Genomic DNA, 24093 nt, shown 5'->3' with positions numbered 1-24093 from the left:
TATGTCCGAGAGAGCCGCGAGGGGCAAAACAGCTTGGGATAAAGAGAAGACCCATGAGCTTTTTCGCAGGTACAAGGAGGACGGCGACGATGACGCCCGCGAGAAGCTGGTCATGTCGCATATGAATCTGGTCCGTTTCCTCGCCAACAAGTTCAAAAATCGCGGCGAGCCGCTCGATGATCTGATGCAAGTCGGCTATCTCGGGCTGCTCAAGGCGATCGATCGCTTCGAACCGGCACGCGGACTCGAGTTCACGACCTATGCGACGCCGACGATTCTGGGTGAGATCAAGCGGCACTTCCGCGACAAGGGTTGGAGCGTGCGGGTTCCGCGTCGCCTGCAGGAGCTGTCCGCAAAGGTGAATCAGGCGACCGATCTGCTCACGACCGAGCTGCAGCGCTCGCCCAAGGTCGAGGAGATCGCAGAGTACCTCGATGCGACCGTCGATGAGGTCCTTGAAGCGATGGAGTCCTCCTCGGCATACAGCTCCGTGCCACTCGAAGGCACCGGCAGCTCGGAGAATGATGACGCGCCCTCCATCATCGACCGCTACGCCATAGATGACAACGTCTTGTCGTTCACCGATGACCGTCTCATCATCGAGGATGCTCTCGAATCGTTTTCACCTCGCGAGCGCGAAGTGGTGAACCTGCGGTTTCTGAAGGGCATGACGCAGATCGAGATCGCCGAGCAGCTCGGTATATCTCAAGTCCAGGTCTCTCGCCTGCTCAGACGCACGTTGAAGAAGATCCAAGATCGCATCGATCCGGAAGGGGTCATGAGTCAGTGATAAGCGATGGGCTGCGTTCATGTGCGGCGAGAACCCCGAGGGGAGATCTGCCCTTTGAGCGCAGAATCGCTCTGCGCGTGTGGATCGCGGTTGGTGCGATCGTTATCGCTGTCGCGGTCATGCGCGTCCTCGGGGTTCTCGCCGCCGTCGTGGAGTTTCTGGCTGTCGGCTCGCTTGTTGCGTTCATCGCTTCGCCCATGGTGCGCGCGCTCGAGCGAAAGGGGGTCCCCCGCGGCATCGGCGCCCTCATCGGCCTGCTCGTCATCGCCGCGGTGGTCATCTGCATCGGGGTCGTTCTCGTGCCCGTCTTCGCCCAGCAGTCGTTAGAGATATTGACGAGGCTTCCCGAGCAGCTGAGATCGCTCGGGGAATGGGTCGTGAGCGTATCTCAGGAGTTCAGGTCGCTTTCGCAGTCCGCATGGGCCTCGCAGCTCGATATGGCGCTGAGTTCGCTCGCCGATGTGGCGTCGTCGTATATGCGACAGGTTGCCAGCGATGTGGGCGAAGGTGTGTTTCCGTTTATCTCGGCGTTCGCCTGGCAGCTGTTCATCTTCTTTTTGGGGCTCGTGCTGGCCTACTGGCTCGCACGCGACTATCCTCGAATTCACCGGGAGATCGGCATACTCGTCGGTGAGCGTCACGAGCTGAATTACCATTTCATGATCGCGATCATCGCGCGATCTGTGGGTGGCTACATGCGCGGCATGGTCATCACCTCGCTCATCAATGGCGTGCTAGCCTATGCGGGCTTTTTGATCATCGGCCATCCCTATGCCGCGCTCATGGCGGTGCTTGCGGCCCTGTTTCATCTGGTGCCCGTCGTCGGGCCCTGGGTTTCCTGCTCGATCGCGACGCTGATCGCGGTCTTCTACAGTCCGGCCCTCGCTGCGTGGACTCTCGTTGTCGCGGTCGTGTCGCAAAACATCACCGACAACGTCATCTCGCCCAAGATCATGCAATCCGCCGTTCAGGTCCATCCTGCGATGAGCCTGACAGCCATCGTGGCCGGTTCCGCCCTCATGGGCGCACTCGGAATGGTCATCGCGATCCCGCTGTGCGCCGCTCTGAAGGGCTTGTTCATTTTCTATTTCGAGGGATCGACGAAACGAGCGCTCATCTCACCTGATGGTGCGATCTTCAAGGGGCGTCCCTTTCGAGACGCCGATGGCCAGCCGGTTGCCGCCTACGATGCCCTCGGAGACGATAGCTTTATTGATGAGATGGAGTTTCTGGCTGAGAAGCGCGCTGCATCGCGGAGCGGATCGCCGAAGCGCGGTGAGGATGGCAGCGGCTGTTCGTCCTTACCGGCGGATGTCGCATCGTCACCCGGCGCTGAGGCGACGCCGGATCGAAAGGACCCGGATCGTCATTGATCCCGACATTGATCTGCGCGCGAACCCATCGCAACACAGGTTCGGTTCGTTTCGGCGGTTAGTGTATACTCTTTCTGCTTGGTGGGTATCCAGCTCGCCCGTATTCGTCTCGTATTCGAAATCCTCATCAGGGAAGGATCATAATCGTGGCTGCACCTACTCCGCCCAAGAGCACCTCTGAGATTCGCGCGTCGTTTCTGGATTTCTTCGAGCGGCGGGGCTGCAAGGTCGTACCTTCATCCTCGCTGCTTCCCGAAGACCCATCTCTTTTGCTGGCAAATGCCGGAATGAATCAGTTCAAGCAGTATTACCTCGGAAAGAAGACCATGCGCGAGATCGGTGCGGCTTCGTGCCAGAAGTGCATAAGAACAACCGATATCGATATCATCGGATCGGACGGTCGCCATCTGTCATTCTTCGAGATGCTGGGCAACTTCTCATTCGGTGGGGTCACCAAGGAGCAGGCCTGCGCGTGGGCGTACGAGTTCAGCACAGAGGTTCTCAAGCTTGCGCCGCATCGACTGCATTTCACGATCTTTGACGAGGATGAAGAGGCTCATGAGATCTGGCGCGCGCTCGGAGTGAGCGAGGATCATATCTCCCGGTTGGGTGCCGAAGACAATTTCTGGGCTGCGGGGCCGACCGGCCCGTGCGGCCCGTGCTCGGAGATCTACTATGACCAGGGGGAGGCTTTCGGCTGCGGCAGCCCGACGTGCGCCCCCGGGTGCGAGTGCGACCGCTACCTCGAGTTTTGGAATCTTGTTTTCACGCGCTATGACCGGCAGGCCGATGGATCGATGCCCGAGCTGCCGCATCGCAATCTCGACACGGGCATGGGTATAGAGCGCGTCGCCGCCATCGTGCAGCACGCGAGTTCAAACTATGAAGGCGATGTGCTCTCAGGGCTCATCGCGCTCGGTGTCGAGATATCCGGTCGCGCCTACGATCCGCTGTCCTATCAGGGCGATTCCCGCTCACTGCGCATCATCGCCGATCACTCTCGCGCGGCGACGTTCATGCTCGCCGATGGAATTCGACCCTCCAACGAAGGACGCGGCTACGTGCTTCGGCGTCTCATTCGCCGTGCCGTCATGCACGGCCGTCTGCTCGGTATCGAAGGCGCGTTTCTGAGTCGATTCGCGCGAAGCGTCATCGAGACCATGGGGCCCCACTATAGCGAGCTCATCGAGCACCGCGATCTGGTGGTGTCGTTTCTGGCGAGCGAGGAGGAGCGCTTCTTCGCAACGATCGACAACGGCAGCGCCTTTCTCGAGGATGCGCTCGCCGGACTCGCGCGCGGAGACACACTCGATGGCCGAGTCGCATTCACCTTGCATGATACGTTCGGTTTTCCGATCGATCTGACGATCGAGATCGCACGCGATCGCGGCATCAGCATCGATGAGGAGGGATTCGATAACGCTATGACCGAACAGCGCGAGCGCGCTCGCGCTCAAGTGCGAGATGTCGCCTGGTCGAGCTTCGACAGCGTCTGGATCGGTCTTGCCGATACGATTTCGCCCACGGCCTTCGTGGGCTATGACAATTATGAGGCCGAGGCCCGCATCGTCGCGATCATACTCGAGGATCGATCCGTCGATGCCGTCGAAGCGGATCAGGTTGCCGAGATCGTCCTCGATCGCACGCCCTTCTTCGGGGAGCGCGGCGGACAGATCGGCGATACGGGAACGCTTCTGCGACCCGACGGCGGGACGGCTTTCGTCGTGGAGCGCACGGAATGGCGCGAGCGGATCCTGTGCTCCCATGTGGGTCGCGTCGGCGCGGAGCGCCTCTCTGTCGGAGACACGGTGATCGCGCAGATCGATGTCGCTCGTCGCGAGCGCATTCGACGCAATCACACGGCGACGCATCTGCTTCATGCAGCGCTTCGCGGCGTTCTCGGCGAGCACGTGGCCCAAGAGGGCTCATTCGTCGACGACGAGCGGCTGCGATTCGATTTCACTCATTTCTCGGCTTGCACGGCTGATCAGCTCGCTGCGGTCGAGGATCGGGTGAATGATTGGATCTTCGAAGATCTGCCGGTCGCAACCGATGTCATGGATCTTGAGGAGGCGAAGTCCTCAGGTGCTCTCGCGCTGTTCTCCGAGAAGTACTCATCTCGGGTCCGGGTGGTCTCCTGCGGCACGGCATCACGCGAGCTCTGCGGCGGAACGCATGCTCATACCACATCCCAGCTGGGAATCTTTAAGATTCTGTCGGAATCCTCCGTCGGAACGAACACCCGCCGCATCGAGGCGGTGAGCTCGGCGGGCGCACGTTCCTTCTTCAGAAGACGACTGGCGTTGCTCGATGAGACGGCCGAGAAGCTGCGCGTGCGCCCCGAGGATGTCCCCGCCAGGGTCTCCGCGCTCGAAAGAAGTCTTCGCGAGACCTCCGACAAGCTGCGTCGCGCTCTCGTGGGAGACACCTCCGATGCGATCGACCGTGCGATCGGAGAGGCTGTCGACGCGGGAGGCTACGCGCTCGTTGTCGCGCGCATAGACGGACTGGATCCGCAGGATCTTCGGGGTGCCTGGGATACGATTCGCAAGAGAAGCGACGGTCCGGTCGCCGCTGTTCTAGCAGGAGCGACATCCAAAAGGACCCCTGTGCTGATCGCAGCCGGAGACGAAGATGCCGTTCATGCTGGATTCGACGGTGCAGCTCTCATCAAGCGGATCGCGCCGAAGATCGCCGGCGGCGGCGGCGGCCGGCCCGCAATGGCGCAGGCGGGTGGAAAAGAGACCGGGGGCATAGATGCCGCTCTCTCGATGGCCCGCACCGAGCTGCTTGAACGTCGATGATCGCCCTCGCGATCGATATCGGCGAGGTCAGATGCGGCATCGCCGTATCCGATGCCACCGGGCGCGTCGCCTTGCCCGTGAAGGTGCTGCCAGCTATCGAGGTGGTCTCGCTCGCGCGGAGCTTTCGCGATGTCCTAGCCGAATATGAGCCCGAGATGCTCGTCTGCGGAAGCCCGCTGACCCTGGCGGGAGAGCTCGGACCACAGGCCGAGCGAATTCGAGCTGAGGCGGAGGCGATCGGTTCGGCGGCCGATCTGCCTGTCGCGTTCGTTGATGAGAGGATGAGTTCGCGCGAGGCGAAGCGGATTCTTCGGGAGCGAGGGTGCACGGAGCGCGAGATGCGCGGCAAGCTCGATATGATCGCAGCGAGCCTGTTTCTCCAGACGTGGCTTGACAGGAGGAACCGGACCGGACGATGAGCGCCTCGACTCAGAATGCGAGCATTGCTGCTGCACGTCTGCATGAAACGAACACTGCTCGGTTGAGCTGCTGGTATGCGATACGATACAATTGCTGTGTTTTCTGCATCAGAGGGGGGCATTGTGATCGATGAGACCGGTCATGGATCGGGTAGGCAGAATCGCTGCGACAGATCGGGTGCAAGTCCGGCGCAGCACCGAGCTCCCGCGCAGAAGCAGAGCAGAGTTTCGCAACCTTTTTCATACAAGGTAAGGGACGGCCGGCGAAATCCGGGTCGCGGCGCGAGCGGCGCCCGGTATCCCGACAGGAGGCGCAGGCGGGTCTCGCCCGTGCCGTCCATCGTCGCCATCGTTGCGATCGTCGGCGTGATCGCCGCGGGTGCGCTGCTGATCCTTCCGCGACTCGCGAACCTCGGTTGGGTGGCACCCGAGTCATCGGTCGCCTCCGGACAGCCCGTGGAGATCACCATCCCGCAGGGTTCGGCCGGCACAGAGATCGCATCCCTGCTCAAGCAGGATCATGTGATTGAAAGCGCGACGGATTTCGAGGCGGAGGTGAAGCGCCAGATGGTCGAGACCCAGCTTAAACCCGGCAAGTACAGCTTCGTCACCGGACAGGATCTGAAATCGGTCGTAGAGACGCTCGCGCACGGATCCAACGTGGAAGGTGTGAAGCTTGTCATCCAAGAGGGCCTGACCGTGAAGGAGACCGCTGCCAAGGTCGAGGAGACCTTCGGAATCGCCCGAAGCGATTTTCTCGCTCAGGCGAGGGCATCCAACTATGTCGGCGACTACTCCTTCCTCGCGAATGCCTATGACGATTCCCTGGAGGGATATCTGTATCCAAAGACCTATTCGTTCACCGAGAAGCCCACGGCAGATCAGATCATCCGAGCGCTACTCGATCAGTTCAAAGCGGAGACCGCGGATCTTGATCTCGACAAGGGCGCCAACGGGCTTGACGCGCGACAGATCGTCACCATGGCATCGCTGGTCGAGCGAGAGACCGCCGAGGATACCGAACGGCCCAAGGTCGCCAGCGTCATCTACAATCGACTTGCGAAACCGATGAGACTCAAGATCGATGCCGCGATCGTCTATGCGCGCGGCGGAGGAAACCAAGCGGTCTCAAGCGAAGATCTTGGCATCGAATCTCCCTACAACCTCTACAAACACGATGGGCTGCCCCCCGGACCGATCTGTTCGCCGTCGATCTCTTCCATCCGCGCGGCGCTGAGGCCGGCCAAGACGGACTACCTGTACTACGTGCTTTCGAGCTGGGGTGCCAAAACGCATCGCTTCACCTCGGATGACTCCGAATTCGCTCAGTTCGCTCAAGAGTATCAGGATTCACGTCCATGAACGGCGTCCTGTCGCCTGCGCGCTATGTGTCTTCCGTCGATCGAGTGGATCTCATGGCCCTGCGGGCCGAGGGCAAGCGAGCGCTTCTGCTCGATCGCGACAACACCCTCGTTCCGTTCGGTGCCACCTGCGCCCCGAATTCCGTTGTCGAATGGCTCGACAAGGCACGCGACCTCGGTTTCAGGGTGTGCGTGATCTCGAATAACTGGCATCGCTCCGCCGTCATGATCTCGGCATGCGAGCTGGGCCTCGAGGCGATTCCGTGCGCGATGAAGCCCGCTCCGATCGCTTTGATGCGCGCCCTCGCCCGGCTCCACGTGAGCGCGCGCGAGGCGGTCATGATCGGCGACCAGATATGCACCGATGTGTGGGCCGGAAACATCGCCGGGGTCGACACCATTCTCGTCAAGCCGCAGACGAAGATCGATCTGTGGTACACGAGGATATTTCGTCTCCTCGAGAAGCGCATCCTCAAAAACCGAGTGTGCGAGGTGTAGCTGCGCTATGCCTCAGTTCCCCAAGCGCGGGTGCGATCATATCTTCTTCATCGGCTTTCTCGGTTCCGGCAAGTCCACGCTTGCGAGGAATCTGGGACGCATGTTCGGCCGTCGCTTCGTCGACACGGATCGGCTCGCGGAGAAGCGGGCGGGAAGAAGCGTCGCGAAGATCTTTCAGACGAAGGGGGAGCGAGCCTTCCGGATCTTGGAGACCGACGTGCTCAGATCGCTCGAGCGCGAGCGGAGCCTGCTTGTGTCCTGCGGCGGCGGTATCGTCGAGACGCCGAAAAATATCGAGCTCATGCACGAGATGGGATACTGCGTCTTTCTTGATGGAGACTTCAAGGACTCGCTTCGCCAGATCAAATCGCGCAGATCGAGACCGGATTTTCGCTCATGCTCCCATGCGGCGCATCTGTTCGAGCACCGCAGACCGCTCTACGAGGCCGCCGCCGATCTCAGCGTCGACATTCGCGGACGAACATTTCAGCAGGTCAGTTTTGAATGCGCAAATCAACTTTTGGAGTGTGGTCTCATTTGAGCATCAGACGTCAGCTGCTCACGAGTGACTCGATCACCGTGGACTACCGTGTCGGGATCGGGGCGCTCCAGCAGATCAACCGCATGGTTCGCTCTGTCATGGGCAAGATGCGGCGAGCCCTGATCCTTTATGATCCCGACATCTCGGATGATTCGCTCGCCTCGGTATGCGAGGAGCTTCGAGATCTCGGTATCGAGCCCGTGTCGATCAAGCTGAGCGAAGGCGAGCGCATCCCCACGGTCGCTGAGGCCAGCTCCGTGTTCGAGTCCTTGGCGAAGGCCAAGATCAACGTGGATGACGCGATCATCGGTTACGGCGATGCGGATCTGTGCTCGATCGTTTCGTTTTGCGCCGCGCTCTGGTGCGGAGGCACGCAGGCGCTGCTCATTCCTACGACGCTCGATGCGATGGTCACCGCTGCGACCTCCATGCGCGCGCTCGATACGGCTCATGCGCGGGAGATGGTCTTCTTGCAGCCCTCGCCGGCCTTGGTCTTGAGCGATCTCGCTTATGTTGTGGGGGCGCCCGCTGAATCCGTGCGAGCCGGCTATGTGGCGCTGCTTCGCTCGGCGATCTTCGGCAGCCGATTGTCTTGGGAGCGTTTCGGTCAGCAGATTCGCCCCATTCTGAATCGCGACGAGATCGCGATCGCCGATGAGCTGATCTCAGCCCAGTCGTCTCGGCTGGCGGTGGCCAAGGCTTCGAACCCCTCTGCGCGTCACGCGCGATCATACGGTTTGACCTGCGCACGCGCTCTCAGACGATGTCTAGGTGGCGACGTCGCGGACTATGCGCTGCTCGCCGAGGGCATGCGATTTGAAGCGCGCCTCGCTCACGAGGTGACCCAATTCGATATCGACGATGTGTTCGCGCAGGATGATTATCTCGAGGAACTGGGTGTTGCGGAGTTGCGCATCGATTTCGATGAGGCGATGTTTCTAGAGGCGCTCACCGAGACGAGCGCTGCTCATTCGAACAGATTTCTTTTCGCTTTGCCTCGCAACCCGGGTACAATTCGTTTGACTGCGGTCGATACGGATGTTCTCGAGCGTCATGTTCGAGCGTTTCTGAAATCGCGCTCGTCTGGTTCGGTTAAAGGTTGATCTCGCATCGAGAACAGCGATATGAAATAAGGAGATGGCATGTCAGAGAAAGAATATGGTCCCGAGCAGCGCCTTGCGCGCGTGCGCGCCATGCTCGATGAGCGCGCCTACGATGGAATCCTCATTCGCGATGAGGCGAATCTGCGCTGGCTCACAGGTGCGACAGACGTGTTCGACTTCACCGGGGAGCTTCCCCACGTCGCCCTCATAACCCGCGAGAAAGCTTACCTTCACACGGATTCGCGCTATTTCAACAGCTTCATGGAGCACATGCCGAAGTCCAGTCCCTGGCAGATCGACATGGACGCGGTTCCCGCCTCGGTCTGGGCGCAGCGTCGCGCGGCGAGCGGGCGCTGCCGCACCGTGGCCATCGAGGACTCGATGGAGCTGTCGTTTCACGGCGCGCTGCTGCGCGCTATCGATGATGCGTCGCTGGCGATTCAGCTGCCCCTCCTTCATGCGGATCTGCGTCTCATGCGCGCCGTGAAGGATCCAAGTGAGCTTGAGCTCATGGCCCGCGCCCAATCCATCACCGATGCCGCCTTCGAACATATGCTCGAATTCATCAAGCCCGGTCTCACCGAGAAACAGATTCGCATCGAGCTCGACAGCAACATGTTCAGCAATGGCGCCGACGGCCTCGCGTTCGCCTCGATCGTCGCCTCTGGTCCCAACACGGCGAATCCGCATGCCATTCCCACCGATCGCGTGGTCTGCAAGGGCGATCTCGTTCTCATGGATTACGGTGCGACCTATCGTGACTACTGCTCGGATATGACGCGCACGATCTGTCTGGGAGAGCCCAGCGATGAGCAGCGAGCGATCTACGATCTGGTGCGCTTCGCCCATGAGAGCTGTGCGAGCGCGATACGCGCCGGCGTCGACGGTCGGGATATCTACGAGCTCTCTCGCAGGATCATCGACGAGGCGGGCTACGGTGCCTATTACGCTCACAGCTTGGGCCATGGTGTCGGCATCGAGGTCCATGAGCTACCCGTATTCGGTCGCTCGAGCAACCTCGTGGAGGCTGGCGCGGTCATCACGGTCGAGCCGGGCGTGTATCTGCCGGATCGCGGCGGCGTGCGCTTGGAGGATTTCGGCGTCGTCACCCAAGAAGGGTATCGTCCCTTCACGGCCTCACCGCATGAGCTCCAGATCATCGACTGCTAGAGATTTGACGGAGCTGTCCTGCGGTGCAGTCTGAAAGAGTATACTGCTGTCGATGTTGATCAAGGTTTCGCTCGCTCGTCAGAAGGGTATTACATGGCAAGCATCTCCACCGCCGATTTCAAAAACGGCATCGGTTTGCGCATAAAGGACAAGATATGCACGATCGTCGAGTTCCAGCATGTCAAGCCTGGCAAAGGCGGCGCGTTCGTCCGCTACAAGACGAAGGACATTCGCACGGGCCGCGTGGTCGAGCAGACCTGCAACGCGGGCACGAAGTTCGAAAGCGTACAGCTCATCACCAAGGAGATGCAGTACCTCTATCACGATGCGGGCGACTATATCTTCATGGATAACGAGACCTTCGAGCAGGTCCCGGTTTCCGCGGAGTTCGTGGGAGACAACGCCAGATGGCTGCGTGAGAACGATACCGCGCAGCTGCTCTTCGCCGATGACGATCTCATGGGCGTGAATCCTCCCATGTTCATCGAGGCGGAGATCACCGAGACCGATCCGGGGTTCAAGGGGGACACCGTTCAGGGCTCGACGAAGCCGGCCACAATCGATACGGGGGCGCTCATTCAAGTGCCGATGTATCTCAACCAGGGCGATGTTATCAAAGTCGATACGCGCGACGGCAAGTTCGTCTCACGCGTCTGAGAGGTGAGGAGATCGATGTCTGAGGAGATCTGTATCGCGGGTATAGGTATCGCGCCAGAGGTGCTGGAGACGATCGTCACGCGTGCGGTCGAGGAGGTCGAGGGCGTCGCCTCGGTGGGGGTGAGAGACCTTGCCACGAACCTGGTATCGATGTTCACGAAGGCTCCTGCGTCGATGCCGCCTGTCGAGGCCGTCGTCGAGGGCGAGCGGCTTGTTTTGATCGTGCGCATCGTCGTGTTCTTCGGATACCCTTTCATGGATCTGGCTGCCGCTGTCCGCGAGGCAGCGGTGCGCGTCATCGACGCACAGGTCGGCGTCGAGGTCTCTCGGGTCGATGTCTTTATCGACGGCCTTGTCTTTCCCAAGGAGTAGCGCGTGAGCATAAAGGTGAACCGCGGGCGCACGCTTGCTCGCAGCCAAGCGCTCCAGCTGCTGTTTCAGGCTGAGGCGCTGATGTGTTCGCTCGATGAGGTCCTCGAGGGCGATTACCTCCTATCGCAGGGGCCTCTCGAGCCGTACGCGCTGGAGCTGGTCCGCGGATGCTACGCGCATCTCGATCGCATCGATTCGGCGCTGTGCGCCGTCTCCCAGAACTGGGAGCTGTCCCGCATGCCCGGCTCTGATCGCAATCTCTTGCGACTCGCCATCTATGAGATGCGCTTGGCGGACGAGCCCATCGAGGATGCTGTCGTCATCAACGAAGCGGTTGAGATCGCGAAGGCATATGGGACCGACGAGTCCGCTGGGTTTGTCAATGGCGTTCTCGGAGAGATCTCGCGTGCCGAGGAGCTGCCCGACGCCGATAGGTTGACGCGCGCGTCGTCTTCCGAAACCTCTGAGGGGGCCGCAGACGCAGCCGATCAGACAGATGACGGGAGCTCCTGCGGCGAGGACCCCGAAGGCGCGGTCGGGTGCGATCCCGACGAGGGCGGTGACGGACAACATGGCGCAGACTCCGACGCATTCATTTGATGACATCACGGCTCGGCTCGACGAGATCATAGGCCAGGTGCGTTCGAAGGACACCTCGCTTGAGCGCAGCCTCGACTTATTCGACGAGGCGATCGCGCTGGGCTCCAAAGCGGTCGAGATGGTCGATACCTCCAAGCTGAGCGATCGCGAGGTCGCCGATCTCACCGCGGACGCCGCTCGGTCTTGCGAAGACACCGATCGGAAGCGCGCTTCCGTTGAGCCGCCCGAGGCGACGGCGGCCGATGCACCTCGAAGCTAGCGCCCGACGATGAAGCGGGTGCGCCTCGATGACGAGATGGTCGCCCGGGGGCTCTGCCCCGACAGGGACAGCGCCCTGCGCATGCTCATGGCCGGCATCGTCTCAAGCAGAGGTGAGCGCTTGGTCTCAGCGGGGCGCATGGTTCGACCCGGCATCGAGCTTCATGTGAGGCGGCGAGCGCCCTATGTCGGCCGCGGCGGCATCAAGCTCGCCGGCGCCCTCGACGAGTTCGGCGTCTCTCCCAGGGGGTTGACATGCGCCGACATCGGAGCATCCACCGGCGGATTCACCGATTGTCTGCTCAAGCGCGCCGCGAGGCGCGTCATCGCCATCGACGTCGGACGCGCGCAGTTCGACTGGTCGCTCAGAGGCGATCCGCGCGTTCAGCTCCTCGAGCGAACCAATGTCATCGACGTGCCCGAGCTGGGATATCGCTCGAGCTGTGATCTCGCTGTGTGCGACGTCTCCTTTACAAGCGTTCGAAACATCATCGATGCCGCCGTGGAGCTGCTCGTTGACCGGGGTCGGTTTCTCGCCCTCGTGAAGCCCCAGTTCGAGGCCGTCTCTCGTGATGTGGGCCGAGGAGGCGTCGTGACCCGCGCCGATGTGCACCGTCGCGTCCTTCATGCCACCGCGACGCTCTTTGTCGAGCATGGGCTCTTGCCGATCAAGGTGTGCGCATCTCCGATCAAGGGCGCGAAGGGGAACCGGGAGTTCTTTTTGCTCGGGGATCGCGCTATGCTAACGATGGGCGATCCGCATGCTGTGGAGCGCCGACTGAACGAGCTCCATCAAAAGATCGGCGAGATATGAAGATACTGCTTGTTCCCAACTATTTCAATGACGAGGCCACGCGGAGCGGTCTGGCGCTCGAGCTGTGGCTCAATAGGCAGGGCTATGAGGTCAGCTGGGTTCCCGATCAGCGCGATGCGGCGTTCGCTCCCGCCGACGTCGAAGGTTGCGATCTCGTCATCTCTCTGGGCGGGGACGGGACGCTGCTGCGAGCGGCGCGCATCGTGAACTACCGCGAGATTCCCATTCTGGGACTCTCCTACGGACATGTCGGCTTTCTCACGGCCGCGAGCCCGAAGGATCGCGATGTGCTGGCCGTGGTCGAAGACGCTCTCGCCGGAGAGCTTCATGTGAGCCGCCGGGCGACGCTGGCATGCGATGTCGTGTCCGTGCGCGATGACGGGGGGATCGACACGGTCCACACGTTCGCACTGAACGACCTCGCCTTGGCGCGGGGCCCGCTGTCGGACATGGTCGAGTTCGCCATAACCGTCTCGGGACATCACATCGACCGGCTGCGCGGCGACGGGGTCGTCATCTCGACGGCGACGGGGAGCACGGGCTACGCGCTATCTGCAGGCGGGCCGATCGTGAGCCCGGATTACACGGGTATGGTCTGCGTTCCCATCGCGCCGCACACCATTCAGGCTCGCGCCTTTTTGACATCACCATCTGATATCGTGGAGATCGCCATGTCAAAGGAGCGGCCGACCGTTCCCGCCATCGCGATCGACGGTCAGTTCGTCACCGCCGATGGCACGGTCGATCATGTCTCGGTGCGTCGCGGTCCAGGTGACATTCTTTTGCTCGACTACGGCCCGGAGAGCTTCTATAACTCGGTCTCACGCGTGTTCTTCGGAGTGAACAATGCTCGATGAGCTTCACGTGGAGAATCTTGCTCTCATCCGCGACGCCGTACTCGTTCCGGGCACCGGGCTGACGGTGCTGACCGGCGAGACCGGTGCCGGCAAGACCGCTTTGCTCTCAGCACTCAAGCTGCTCATGGGCGAGCGCGCCGACGTTTCCATGGTGCGAGAAGGGGAGCGCAGCGCATCGGTCGAGGGGCGTCTGTTTTTGAATCCGCACGACATCGAGGGCGTCTCGGTCTGTCGGCGCATCGGATCTGACGGTCGCAGCCGCGTCAGACTCGATGGCGAGATCTCAAGCGTCCGCGCGCTCACGCAGCGCGTTGCTTCGCATATCGATTTGTGCGGACAGCACGAGCATCAACGGCTGCTCGATGCGGCGACCCATGTCGAGATGGTCGACGCGTGGGCCTCCCGTGAGATCGAGCCGCTGAGAAGCGCCTACGTCGCCGCGCTCGAGCAGGCTCGATCAGCTCGTTGCGAGCTCGATCGGATCGAGGCCGCGATCAGGACGCGCGGATCGCGTCTGGATGAGGCGCGCTTCACGCTCGAGCGCATAAACGAGGTGGATCCGGGAGCCGACGAGCTCGAGACGCTTGAGGAGTCGCTGCCGCGAATCGAACACGCGGAGACCCTGGCAGGATGCGCGCACCAGGCGCAGGCGATGCTCTCCGACGAGCAGGGGGCGCTCGATGGGCTCAACTCAGCCATCGCCGAGCTGGAAAGGATGCGCCAGGTCGATCCGACGCTCGGAACCCACGCCGACGCGCTCGCAGAGGCCGCCATCACACTTGAGGATGTTTCATCCGATCTTCGAAGATATCGCGATGAGATCGAGTTCGATCCACGTGAGCTCGAACGCAGCCAGGCTCGCTTCTCTGAGCTCAAGGGTCTGTTGCGGCGGTTCGGTCCGCGTATGAGCGACGTCCTCGCTCGTCGTGACGAGGCGCTCGAGCTGATCGGTCTGGTCGACGACGGTGCGGCGCAGATCGCGCGGGCGCGCGAGACGCGCGATCAGGCAGAGGCCTCGCTCACAGCGGCAGCGCGCTCTCTCATGCGCCGAAGAGCCGAGCTCGCCCCGCGTTTCTGCCGCGAGGTCGCAAAGCAGATGGCCCGCCTCGAGATGGGCTCATCCGAGTTGGTCTGGGAGACCCGCGAGCTGCCGCGCGAGCGGTGGACGAAGTCCGGTCCCGCCGCCTGCGAGCTGCTCTATCGGACCGGACCCGGCCTCACGCCCAGGCCTCTCAGGAAGATCGCCTCAGGCGGAGAGCTGTCGCGTGTCCTGCTCGCCTGCAAAGTCGTTCTCGGCGACGCGAACAAAGCGGGCACGTTCGTCTTCGATGAGGTCGATGCGGGTGTCGGAGGGGCCGTCGCCCGCTCGCTCGCACAGGTTCTGGCGGATCTCGCCCGCACCCACCAAGTGATCGTTGTCACTCATGTCGCTCAGGTCGCCGTGCTCGCCGAGGTTCACTACGTCGTGGAGCGCCAAGGCACCGATGAGCCCGTGACCGTTCTCACGCAGGTGACAGGTGAGACGAGGGTGCGCGAGATCGCTCGGATGCTGTCTGGCGACGCCACCGACGCCTCGCTTTCCCATGCGCGTCAGATGCTTCATGATGCGCAGCGCTCGCAGGGGTCGCCAAGCGCGTGCTGAGGTGTTCCTGTGGGTACTGGGCCCGCGAGAGCCCATTCGCTACCTCATCGTCTATAATTTCATACAACTGTGTTTTCCTACGGTACGTTTCCGCAGCTGTGCTGCGTGTAAAGCAATACCAATCTATGCGAGAGGAGCCGTACGCACGTTATGGCAAAAAAGAACCAACCTTTGAGGATCATTCCCTTGGGCGGACTCGATGGCATCGGCAAGAACATGACGGTCCTTGAATGCGGGCCGGATATGGTCCTTCTGGACGCGGGACTCATGTTTCCCGATGATTCTCAGCCCGGAATAGATCTCGTCCTTCCGGACTACACCTACGTTCTCGAGAATGAGAGCAAGCTTCGCGGCATCGTGATAACCCACGGACATGAGGATCACATCGGAGCACTTCCCTATCTGCTCCAGGATCTGAATAACAAAGTGCCCATCTACTCCAGTAAGCTCACGCTCGGTCTGATAGAGGGCAAGCTCGCTGAGTTCAAGATCAAATCACCGAGATTTCGCCCGGTCGTCAGCGGCGACAAGATCGAGCTCGGGGGGATATCGGTCAGCTTCTTCTCCATGACGCACTCCATACCCGGTGGCTTCGGCGTCTTCATCCAGACCTCTCAGGGCAACGTCATGCACACGGGCGACTTCAAGCTCGACCAGACGCCGATCGACGGCGTCCGACCCGCTTTCGATCTCATCAATCGCTTCGCCGGGGAGGGAATCGATCTTCTGCTCTCCGATTCCACGAATGCGAACATGCCCGGGTTCACGAAATCTGAGGCAGCGGTCGGCGAGGCGCTCTACGAGGTCATCAAAGAGGCTCAGGGTCGCGTCTTCGTCGCTTCGTTCGCCTCGCATATCCATCGCCTGCAGCAGGTCTGCGATGCCGCGCGGTCCTGCGGCAGGAAGATCGTCGTCACGGGCCGCTCCATGCTCACGAACACTCGTGTCGCACGAGAGCTGGGATACCTCAAGATCGACGCGCGGGACATCTTGGACGCATACGACGTCTCGGGCATTCCGGACAGCAAGATCGTCGTGTTGTGCACCGGATCTCAAGGCGAGCCGCTCTCCGCGCTCTCGCGCATGGCAAACGGCGAGCACAAGACCCTCTCGATCCGCGAGACCGACACCGTGATCATTTCCGCGACGCCGGTGCCGGGCAACGAGAAGGCGGTGCAGCAGGTCATCAACAGTTTGGCCAAGCTCGGCTGCGAGGTTTACGACAAATCGCAGAAGCTCGTGCATGTCTCCGGGCATGGCAGCCAAGAGGAGCTGAAGCTCATGCTGGCCATGGCGCATCCGACGCATTTCATGCCCGTTCACGGCGAGACGGTGCATCTGCGCGCGCACGCCGATCTCGCGCGCAGGCTCGGGATCCCAGATGAGCGGATATTTCTCCTCGACAACGGTGACTCTCTCGAGATGCGCGACGGCTCGGTGCGCGTCGGCCCCTCGGTCGAATCGGGCGTGGTCTATGTCGACGGTCTTCGCATCGGCGACACCGACCCGATCGTGCTGAGGGATCGTCAGAAGCTCGCGAATGACGGCACCGTCACAGTTGTCGCGATCGTATCGCTCAGAAGCAAGCGCATCGATGCCGTCGAGTTCTCAGGTCGAGGGGTCTCCTTCACGATCGATGACTCGTTCTCGGCCGATGCGTCCGCCTCGATCATGCGCTCGATCGAGAAGGGGTCGTTCAACTACACCAACAGCGGCACCGACGCGCTGCGCAAGGCGGTGCGCGATGTGCTGTCCAACTTCATCTGGAGCCGTACGCACACGAGGCCGATGATCATCCCGGTTGTCATGGAGGTCTAGCGTGGCGGAGCGTCGTACCACTGCAGCGACGAAGAAGCGAACCGGCAGCACGAAGCCGGCCGCAGCGGGGCTGCGCGCCAACAAGGGAAAGAGCCCGGCTGCTGCCTCACCAGAGCCGGAGGATCGCAGCTCATTGAGCCGTGAGATCGTCGGCGTCGTGATCGCGATGTTCGCGGCGATATCGTTTATCGCCGTCGTCTCGCCGGCGAACGAGCCGATCGCCCATGCGATCTCGAACATCTACCACATGGGCTTCGGGGTGGGCGCCTACGTTCTGCCGGTCGGGTTGCTGTTTGTGGCTCTTATAGTCTTTCGACGGCAGAGTTTCTCGTTCAGCGGGCGCAGCTTGGCGGGTATCTGCTTGATCTATCTGTTCCTGAGCGCGCTCCTGTCGCTGCTCGTTCCCGACACGCAGGTCTCGACAGCCGCCATGTTCGAGCCGAGCTCGCTTTCGACATCGGGTGGCTTGATCGGTGCGTTTCTGGCCTCGATCCTGCAGGGTGCGCTCGGAAAGTTCATATCGTTCGTCGTCGTGGCGGGAGCGGCGATCATGGGATTGTTGCTGATCGGTTTCTCGGTACGCGATTTCCTGGTACTCGCGGCCGGTCGTTTCCGCGAGCTGGTCAGCCGACGGAATATCGAGGTGAATGAGAGCCCCTGGGGGGATTCGAGCTTGAGCGCCGGTGATGACGTCGATGGAGGCTCTGCTGTGGATCGCGCCGGTGACGCAGCGCCGACGATGCTTCTGAGCGGGCGGTCTGCTCAAGGGGCTGTCGCTTTGGGTTCCTACGAAGATGAACCGTTCGTAGATGTGTCAGATCAACTTGCTGAAGAGCACGCGCGGACGACGCTTATTCCGATTGCGGAGACCTACACCGATGCGGCCTCGGCATCTGCCGAAAGCCCTGAGGCGATTCGAGGTGATCAGAGCGAGCAGGCGAAGGTGCTCGCCGATGGCGAGGATCGGCAAAGCCAGGTGCCGGCGTTCCTCCTCAATCCCACGCGCGCCGCTCGCAAAGCGAAGAGGGCTGCCGGCACCTCTCGGTCTCGACGCACCGATGCGACGGATGAGACATCGGAAAACTTGGCGGGCCGCAAGCTTCCGCCCGTCTCGATTCTGCGGCATAATCCGCGCTCCGCCACGGCAGCGTCTTCCGATAAGGAGCTTCGCCAGACGTCCGAGGGTCTGCAGTCGACACTCAACGAATTCAACCTCCATGCGCTCGTGGTCGGATGGATCTCCGGACCCACGGTCACGACATTCAAGGTTCAACCCGGGGAAGGGGAGCGGGTGAGCCGGATCTCCAATCTCGAGGACGATATCGCCTTGTCGCTCGCCGCGCAGTCCGTTCGGATCTTCGCCCCGATTCCGGGCACTTCCCTCGTCGGTATCGAGATCCCGAATCGCAAGCGTCAGAATGTGAATCTGGGCGATGTCTTGCCGTATGTGAAGGGCGGCCCGCTCGAGTTCGCGATCGGTCGCGACGCCGAGGGCGAGCCGATCGTCGCCGATCTCGCCAAGATGCCCCATCTTCTCATCGCGGGAACGACTGGCTCGGGAAAGTCGGTCATGATCAACTCGATCGTCATGGCTCTTCTCATGCGCACCGTCCCCGAGGACGTGCGGCTGATCATGGTCGATCCCAAGCGCGTCGAGCTCGCCGGTTACAACGGGCTGCCACATCTCTACGTTCCGGTCGTCACCGAGCCCAAACAGGCTGCCAGTGCGCTGCACTGGGCCGTATCGGAGATGGAGCGCCGTCTCAAGGTCTTTGAGCGTCTCTCAGTTCGCAAGATCTCCACATTCAACAAGAAGCAGAGAGCCGGCGCATTCAAAAAATATGATAATCCTCCTCAGAGAATGCCCTATCTCGTCATTATCATCGATGAGCTGTCCGACCTTATGATGGTTGCGGGCAAAGATGTCGAGGCCTCCATCGTGCGCATCGCGCAGCTCGGTCGCGCTGCCGGCATCCACCTGATCGTCGCCACGCAACGCCCCAGCTCTAACGTCGTGACCGGTCTCATCAAGGCGAACATCACAAATCGGATCGCCTTCAATGTCGCTACGGGCATCGATTCGCGCGTCATAATCGACCAAGTGGGCGCCGAGAAGCTCACCGGTTGCGGTGACATGCTCTTCTCGAAGGTCGATTGGGGCAAGCCCAAGCGAATTCAGGGGTGCTTCGTCTCAGATGACGAGATCAATCAAGCCGTCGCATTCGTGAAAGATCAGGGCGATCCGGAATATCATGAGGAGATCCTCTCCGAAGTCGCTCCCGCCTCAATCGGGGGAATGGGGGGCCATGAGCTCTCAGAGGACGATCCGCTCGTCTGGGAGGCCGCCAAGATCGTGGTCGATTCCCAGATGGGTTCGACTTCGGGCTTGCAGCGTAGGCTCAAGGTCGGCTATGCTCGCGCGGGTCGCATCATGGATATGCTCGAAGAAAAGGGGATCGTCGGCCCTCCTGACGGTTCGAAACCCCGCGAGGTTCTGCTTGATGCCAAGGATCTTGAGGAGCTCCGCTCCGTCGAGGCTCGCATGGCCGACGACGGTGAGCTTGGAGGGTTCTGATGGCCGCGCGCTTCGGAGAGATGCTGCTGAACAGACGACGCCAGATGGGTCTATCCATCCAACAGGTCGCCAATGTCATCAAGATCAGGCCTCAGATCATAGAGTACTTCGAGGCGGGCAATTTCGCCGCAATGCCTCCCAGGGGCTATGCTCAGGGGATGATCTCAAGTTACGCTCGGTATCTCGGTCTCAATTCGCGACAGATCGTTGAGGTGTACTTCGACGAGCTCTATGAGTACGAACGACTGGGCAGACGGCGGGGAGGGCGTCTTGAAGGCGCTGCGGGGCTTGTGAGATCGCGTTCCGGATGCGATGTTCGGCGGCGCGATATTCCCGAGGGCGATCGGTCTCGATCGCGTTTCGCGCAGCGGCCCCCGCAGGCGGGCTATGTGCCCGAGTCGGTTTCGGATCACGAGTCGATTCGTCTGTCAAATGAGCTCGCATCCCGACGCGATCAGCCGGTCCCTCCCTATGCGAATCGAACGCATGAGCGGAGCACGCAAGCGCTGCGCTCGGGCCGCGCACGTGGTGAGCGCACGTCCGGCGGCGATATGCAGCGGGTCTCCGGAGTTCGACGCGGAAGCAATCGAGCAGGACAGGACAGGGGCCTGAGACCCGGCCGCCCACGGGGCGGGAGCTCCGGGGCGATCCAGCCGAGCGGCCGCGCGTCCGCCGCCGGATGTCGGGGGATGGGACGAGGGGCGCCCGCCGCTCCGCATCGCGGGCCGGTCGGGCGCGCTGCGGAGCGCAAGGCCGGATTGCTGTCCGATCGACGCGTCGCGATCGGAGGTGCCGCGCTGCTCCTCGTCATCCTTATCGCTCTGGTGCTTCTGCTGATGCAAGGCTGCGCTCATCGCGCAGCGAACAGATCGGGCTCCGCGCGCGGAGCGGCGGCGAGTTCCCAGTCCGCGGCGTCTTCCGCTTCGAGCGGAGGGTCCGCCTCGCCTGACTCGAGCTCCACCCCCGCGTCATCCGGTGCGATCGAAGAACCCCAGCAGCCGATTGTCAACGTGCACGTCGATCAGGGTGCGACCTCTTGGATCGAGGTGAAGCTCGATGGAAAATACGTCAAGTCCGACAACGTCATCGGGCCGTTCGATCAGAGCTACACGGTGACGAGTACCTTGGAGATCACGGTGAACACTCCGGACAGCGTCAAGGTCACGAAGAACGGCACCGAGGTCAAGTGGAGCGATAAGATGGCCGGGGTGGCGCGGATGACCATCACCGCGCCTGCTCCGACATCGGCGGCGTCACCGGACGGATCGCCGCAGACCGGCGGCGCGCAGGCGACTCGGTAGACAACAGAAAAGGATGCAGACATGGCAAAGGAATCGAGCTTCGATATCGTCTCCCAGATCGACATGCAGGAGGTGGATAACGCCTATCAGCAGACGACGCGCGAGATCGCGCAGCGCTATGATCTCAAAGACTCCGGCTCGACCGTCGAGTTCTCCAAGCAGAGCGCTACCGTGACGGTGAGCGCGCCGGCGGATTTCGTGGCACGCCAGATCATCGATGTTCTCATGGCAAAGTTCGTGAAGCGCAGCCTTGATCCTCGTGCGATGCGCTGGGATTCCCCGCAGCCGGCGTCAGGTGGGACAACGCGCGTGGTCGGTCACATCATCGAGGGCATCGACCAGCAGACCGCCAAACGGATCAGCAAAGACATCAAGGCGATGAAGCTCAAGGTCAGAGTTACCATCGAAACCGATCAGCTTCGCGTGTTCTCCGCTTCTCGGGATGTTCTTCAGCAGGTTATTCAAATGCTGCGCGACAACGATTACGGCCAGCCCCTTCAGTTCGTGAACTATCGATGAGATGCGACCGTTGAGACCGACTTCGAAAGGGAGACGACCTTCTGTGCACAACTCCTGTGGTTCTGTTTTGTTCGTCACGCTCGGCTGCGCGAAAAACGAGGTCGATACCGACCGCATGCGCGCCCTGCTTCTGTCGAACGGTTACCAAGAGGCCGCCTCAAGCGATGACGCAAACGTCGTCATCGTCAACACGTGCTCATTTCTCACCTCGGCCACCTCTGAGAGCATCGAGTGCACGCTGGCCCTGGCAGAGCAGACCACGGCGGGAATTCGCGATGTCCCCCTCGTGATGTGCGGATGCGTGCCGTCTCGCTACGGCGACGATCTGCCTGCCGAGCTGCCCGAGGTCGCTGCGTTCGTGCGCACCGACGAGGAGGATCGGATCGTTTCGGTCCTCGACGATCTTCTGGGCGTGCAGCGCGAGACCCCTGCATTCATTCCTCGGATCAAACGGACCGTGGAGGGGGCGGTGGCCTATGTAAAGATCTCGGATGGTTGCGATCGTCTCTGCAGTTTCTGCGTCATCCCCTTCATTCGCGGTCGCTATCACTCTCGCCCGGCGGCAGACATCATCGCCGAAGCGGTCGAGCTGGTTTCGGGCGGCGTTCGCGAGATCGTTCTCATAGGCCAGGATACCGGCGTATGGGGCGGCGATCTGCCTGCGGCTGCCGGGACGGGCGGTCCTGCGAATCTCGCTCAGCTCCTCGTGGCTCTCGCCGCGGCGCTCCGGCCGGCTCACGTCTGGATACGAGTCCTATATCTGCAGCCAGAGGGTATGACCGACGAACTCATCGCTGCGATTCGGGATACGCCCGAGGTGCTTCCCTACATAGACATCCCGATTCAGCATGTGAGCGCTCGCCTGCTCGCGGCGATGCGTCGCACCGGGTCCCGCGAGGAGCTCGAGGCCCTGTTCGAGCGCCTGCGTCGCACGATACCGCATATGGTGATCAGATCGACAGCGATGGTGGGCTTCCCCGGCGAGTCCGACGAGGAAGCCGCAGAGCTTCTTGAATTCATGGCCAGCGTCGGCTTCGACTACACGAGCGTGTTCGCGTATTCCGCCGAGGAGGGCACGGTGGCCGCGCGCCTTACCGAACAGATCGATGAGCAAGTCAAACTCGAGAGGCAGCAGGCCGCAGTCGATCTCGCTGAGGAGCTCGGTTTCGCTGCCACCGCCGCGCATGTGGGCGAGACCGCAGATGTCATCGTCGACGGTGTGGAGGATGAGGACGGCGAGCTCGAGCTCATCGGTCACGCTTGGTTTCAGGCCCCCGATCTGGACGGCGCGGTTCATCTCGACGCCACGGATGCCTCGGTTGGTGATATCCTGAAGGTCAGATTCACCGATAGCTTCTGCTACGAGCTCGTCGGAAGCGTCATAGCGTAACGGAGACCCATGGAGACAACGAGCAGATACAACGGTCCCAGCGGGCCCGATCGCGGTTTGAGCAGCGTTTGGACGCCGGCCAATGTGGTCACATGCGTTCGCATCGCGGCGATACCGCTGTTCATGATCTTTGCGCTCGGCGGCCCCGCGGCCGTGGGCGTTCCGCTCAGCATCGAGAGGACCGGCGCGTTCATACTGTATGCCGCCCTGAGCCTGACTGACAAACTCGATGGACATCTCGCGCGCTCTCGAGATGAGATCACCGATTTCGGAAAGTTTCTCGATCCCATCGCTGACAAGTTGCTGGTCTTCGCCGCCTTGCTCATCTTCATCGAACAGGGCACCCTGAGCGCTTGGATCGTTTTCGTGATCCTGCTTCGCGAGTTTCTCGTGAGCGCTCTGCGCATGGTTGCGAGCGCGGAGGGAATCGTTATCGCGGCGGATGTGCTCGGCAAGTGGAAGACTGCGATCACCATGGTCGCCATCTGCGCATATCTGCTTGCTGAGATGCTGGCCGCTTGGATGCTTCCATGGACTGCATCGGTCACCTTCATCGCGGACATTCTGATGACGCTTGCCGTGGCGCTCACGATCGCGTCGGGGATTCAGTATTTCTGGAGCTGCCGCATGATCGTTTTTCGGGTGTAGGTGATCGCGTGAGCATGGCCGATTTGTCTCGCCTCGACGATATCGCCTTCGATGTGGTGGAGTGCGCCTGCGCGCATGGCGCTTCGGTGGCGCTCGCCGAGTCGCTGACCGCGGGGCTCGTGGCATCGGCCATCGCGGCGATCCCTGGGGCATCGCGAGTTCTTCTGGGTTCCGCCGTCACCTATACCGATACCGTCAAGCAGCGGTTGCTCGGTGTTTCAAAGAGAACGATTTCGCTTCGCTCCGCCGTCTCGCGCGAGACCGCATGCGAGATGGCACAGGGAGCCAGACGGCTGTTCGGCGCTGACATCTCCGTCAGTTTGACGGGCTATGCCGGTCCCGGCGGCGGTACGCCGATAGATCCGGTCGGGACCGTCTATCTGGCCGTCAGCGATAACTATGGCACATGCTGCGAGCGCGACGCCTTCGTCGGCGATCGCAATGAGATCCGCCTGCTCTGCGCGAGACGCGCGCTCGAGCTCTTGCTTGAGCACCTTGCGAAGATTCCATGTGATTGAGCGCCACGGCCTGTTGCCCACATCGATCTGACAGCGGTGACGATGCAGGCCCGCGGCCGAGACGC

Annotated in this window: 23 protein-coding genes; all 23 read left to right on the top strand. The window is 61.5% G+C overall.

What is annotated here, in order from left to right; translation table 11 throughout:
• Window position 1 precedes the first annotated feature (1 nt).
• The 23 genes from CORGL_RS05130 to CORGL_RS05020 all read left to right on the top strand — a co-directional run bounded on the left by CORGL_RS05130 (window position 2) and on the right by CORGL_RS05020 (window position 24028).
• Window positions 2–790 (top strand): SigB/SigF/SigG family RNA polymerase sigma factor, encoded by a 789-nt coding sequence (locus CORGL_RS05130; RefSeq protein WP_013708855.1) that lies wholly within the window; start codon window positions 2–4, stop codon window positions 788–790.
• Window positions 787–2163 carry an AI-2E family transporter gene (locus tag CORGL_RS05125; protein WP_013708854.1) on the top strand — a complete coding sequence of 459 codons (1377 nt, stop codon included), beginning with the start codon at window positions 787–789 and terminating at the stop codon, window positions 2161–2163. The genes CORGL_RS05130 and CORGL_RS05125 overlap by 4 nt, the downstream gene beginning before the upstream one ends.
• Window positions 2164–2309: 146 nt before the next feature.
• Window positions 2310–4967, top strand: a complete 2658-nt coding sequence (gene alaS / locus CORGL_RS05120) for an alanine--tRNA ligase (RefSeq protein WP_013708853.1) — start codon at window positions 2310–2312, stop codon at window positions 4965–4967.
• A complete protein-coding gene (gene ruvX / locus CORGL_RS05115) occupies window positions 4964–5386 on the top strand; it encodes a Holliday junction resolvase RuvX (protein WP_013708852.1) in 423 nt (140 codons plus the stop codon). The genes alaS and ruvX overlap by 4 nt, the downstream gene beginning before the upstream one ends.
• A gap of 330 nt (window positions 5387–5716) precedes the next feature.
• Window positions 5717–6748: an endolytic transglycosylase MltG gene (mltG, locus tag CORGL_RS05110; protein WP_013708851.1), complete on the top strand. Its 1032-nt coding sequence runs from the start codon at window positions 5717–5719 to the stop codon at window positions 6746–6748.
• A complete protein-coding gene (locus CORGL_RS05105; RefSeq protein ID WP_013708850.1) occupies window positions 6745–7245 on the top strand; it encodes a YqeG family HAD IIIA-type phosphatase in 501 nt (166 codons plus the stop codon). The genes mltG and CORGL_RS05105 overlap by 4 nt, the downstream gene beginning before the upstream one ends.
• A gap of 7 nt (window positions 7246–7252) precedes the next feature.
• Window positions 7253–7786 (top strand): shikimate kinase, encoded by a 534-nt coding sequence (locus CORGL_RS05100; RefSeq protein ID WP_013708849.1) that lies wholly within the window; start codon window positions 7253–7255, stop codon window positions 7784–7786.
• Window positions 7783–8889, top strand: a complete 1107-nt coding sequence (locus CORGL_RS05095; protein ID WP_041738623.1) for an iron-containing alcohol dehydrogenase — start codon at window positions 7783–7785, stop codon at window positions 8887–8889. The genes CORGL_RS05100 and CORGL_RS05095 overlap by 4 nt, the downstream gene beginning before the upstream one ends.
• Before the next feature lie 39 nt (window positions 8890–8928).
• Entirely contained in the window at window positions 8929–10059 is a 1131-nt protein-coding gene (locus CORGL_RS05090) for a M24 family metallopeptidase (protein WP_013708847.1), read from the top strand.
• Window positions 10060–10152: 93 nt separating this feature from the next.
• Entirely contained in the window at window positions 10153–10716 is a 564-nt protein-coding gene (gene efp / locus CORGL_RS05085) for an elongation factor P (RefSeq protein WP_013708846.1), read from the top strand.
• Window positions 10717–10731: 15 nt separating this feature from the next.
• Window positions 10732–11088: an Asp23/Gls24 family envelope stress response protein gene (locus tag CORGL_RS05080; RefSeq protein WP_013708845.1), complete on the top strand. Its 357-nt coding sequence runs from the start codon at window positions 10732–10734 to the stop codon at window positions 11086–11088.
• Between the two features lie 3 nt (window positions 11089–11091).
• The gene (nusB, locus tag CORGL_RS05075) at window positions 11092–11688 is read left to right on the top strand and encodes a transcription antitermination factor NusB (protein WP_013708844.1); all 597 of its coding nucleotides are present in this window, start codon (window positions 11092–11094) and stop codon (window positions 11686–11688) included.
• On the top strand, window positions 11660–11947 hold the full coding sequence (locus CORGL_RS05070) for an exodeoxyribonuclease VII small subunit (RefSeq protein ID WP_013708843.1): 288 nt from the start codon (window positions 11660–11662) through the stop codon (window positions 11945–11947). Before nusB ends, CORGL_RS05070 begins: the two co-directional genes overlap by 29 nt.
• A gap of 9 nt (window positions 11948–11956) precedes the next feature.
• Window positions 11957–12760 carry a TlyA family RNA methyltransferase gene (locus tag CORGL_RS05065; RefSeq protein ID WP_013708842.1) on the top strand — a complete coding sequence of 268 codons (804 nt, stop codon included), beginning with the start codon at window positions 11957–11959 and terminating at the stop codon, window positions 12758–12760.
• Window positions 12757–13617 carry an NAD(+)/NADH kinase gene (locus tag CORGL_RS05060; RefSeq protein WP_013708841.1) on the top strand — a complete coding sequence of 287 codons (861 nt, stop codon included), beginning with the start codon at window positions 12757–12759 and terminating at the stop codon, window positions 13615–13617. The genes CORGL_RS05065 and CORGL_RS05060 overlap by 4 nt, the downstream gene beginning before the upstream one ends.
• The gene (locus tag CORGL_RS05055; protein ID WP_013708840.1) at window positions 13607–15259 is read left to right on the top strand and encodes a DNA repair protein RecN; all 1653 of its coding nucleotides are present in this window, start codon (window positions 13607–13609) and stop codon (window positions 15257–15259) included. The genes CORGL_RS05060 and CORGL_RS05055 overlap by 11 nt, the downstream gene beginning before the upstream one ends.
• 150 nt (window positions 15260–15409) lie before the next feature.
• Entirely contained in the window at window positions 15410–17077 is a 1668-nt protein-coding gene (locus CORGL_RS05050; protein WP_013708839.1) for a ribonuclease J, read from the top strand.
• Between the two features lies 1 nt (window position 17078).
• Window positions 17079–19652, top strand: coding sequence for an FtsK/SpoIIIE family DNA translocase (locus tag CORGL_RS05045; RefSeq protein WP_013708838.1), 2574 nt, complete (start codon window positions 17079–17081; stop codon window positions 19650–19652).
• Window positions 19652–20953 carry a helix-turn-helix domain-containing protein gene (locus tag CORGL_RS05040; protein WP_013708837.1) on the top strand — a complete coding sequence of 434 codons (1302 nt, stop codon included), beginning with the start codon at window positions 19652–19654 and terminating at the stop codon, window positions 20951–20953. The genes CORGL_RS05045 and CORGL_RS05040 overlap by 1 nt, the downstream gene beginning before the upstream one ends.
• 21 nt (window positions 20954–20974) lie before the next feature.
• On the top strand, window positions 20975–21472 hold the full coding sequence (locus tag CORGL_RS05035) for a YajQ family cyclic di-GMP-binding protein (protein ID WP_013708836.1): 498 nt from the start codon (window positions 20975–20977) through the stop codon (window positions 21470–21472).
• Between the two features lie 43 nt (window positions 21473–21515).
• Complete coding sequence (rimO, locus tag CORGL_RS05030; RefSeq protein WP_013708835.1) at window positions 21516–22862, top strand: 30S ribosomal protein S12 methylthiotransferase RimO; 1347 nt, start codon at window positions 21516–21518, stop codon at window positions 22860–22862.
• A gap of 9 nt (window positions 22863–22871) precedes the next feature.
• Window positions 22872–23510 (top strand): CDP-diacylglycerol--glycerol-3-phosphate 3-phosphatidyltransferase, encoded by a 639-nt coding sequence (pgsA, locus tag CORGL_RS05025; protein ID WP_013708834.1) that lies wholly within the window; start codon window positions 22872–22874, stop codon window positions 23508–23510.
• A 14-nt stretch (window positions 23511–23524) separates the two neighbouring features.
• The gene (locus tag CORGL_RS05020; protein WP_041738621.1) at window positions 23525–24028 is read left to right on the top strand and encodes a CinA family protein; all 504 of its coding nucleotides are present in this window, start codon (window positions 23525–23527) and stop codon (window positions 24026–24028) included.
• The last annotated feature ends 65 nt before the right edge of the window (window positions 24029–24093 follow it).

Origin of the sequence: Coriobacterium glomerans PW2, assembly GCF_000195315.1 — a bacterium.
Taxonomy (GTDB): Bacteria; Actinomycetota; Coriobacteriia; order Coriobacteriales; family Coriobacteriaceae; genus Coriobacterium; species Coriobacterium glomerans.
This window is presented reverse-complemented; position numbering and strand designations above follow the sequence as displayed.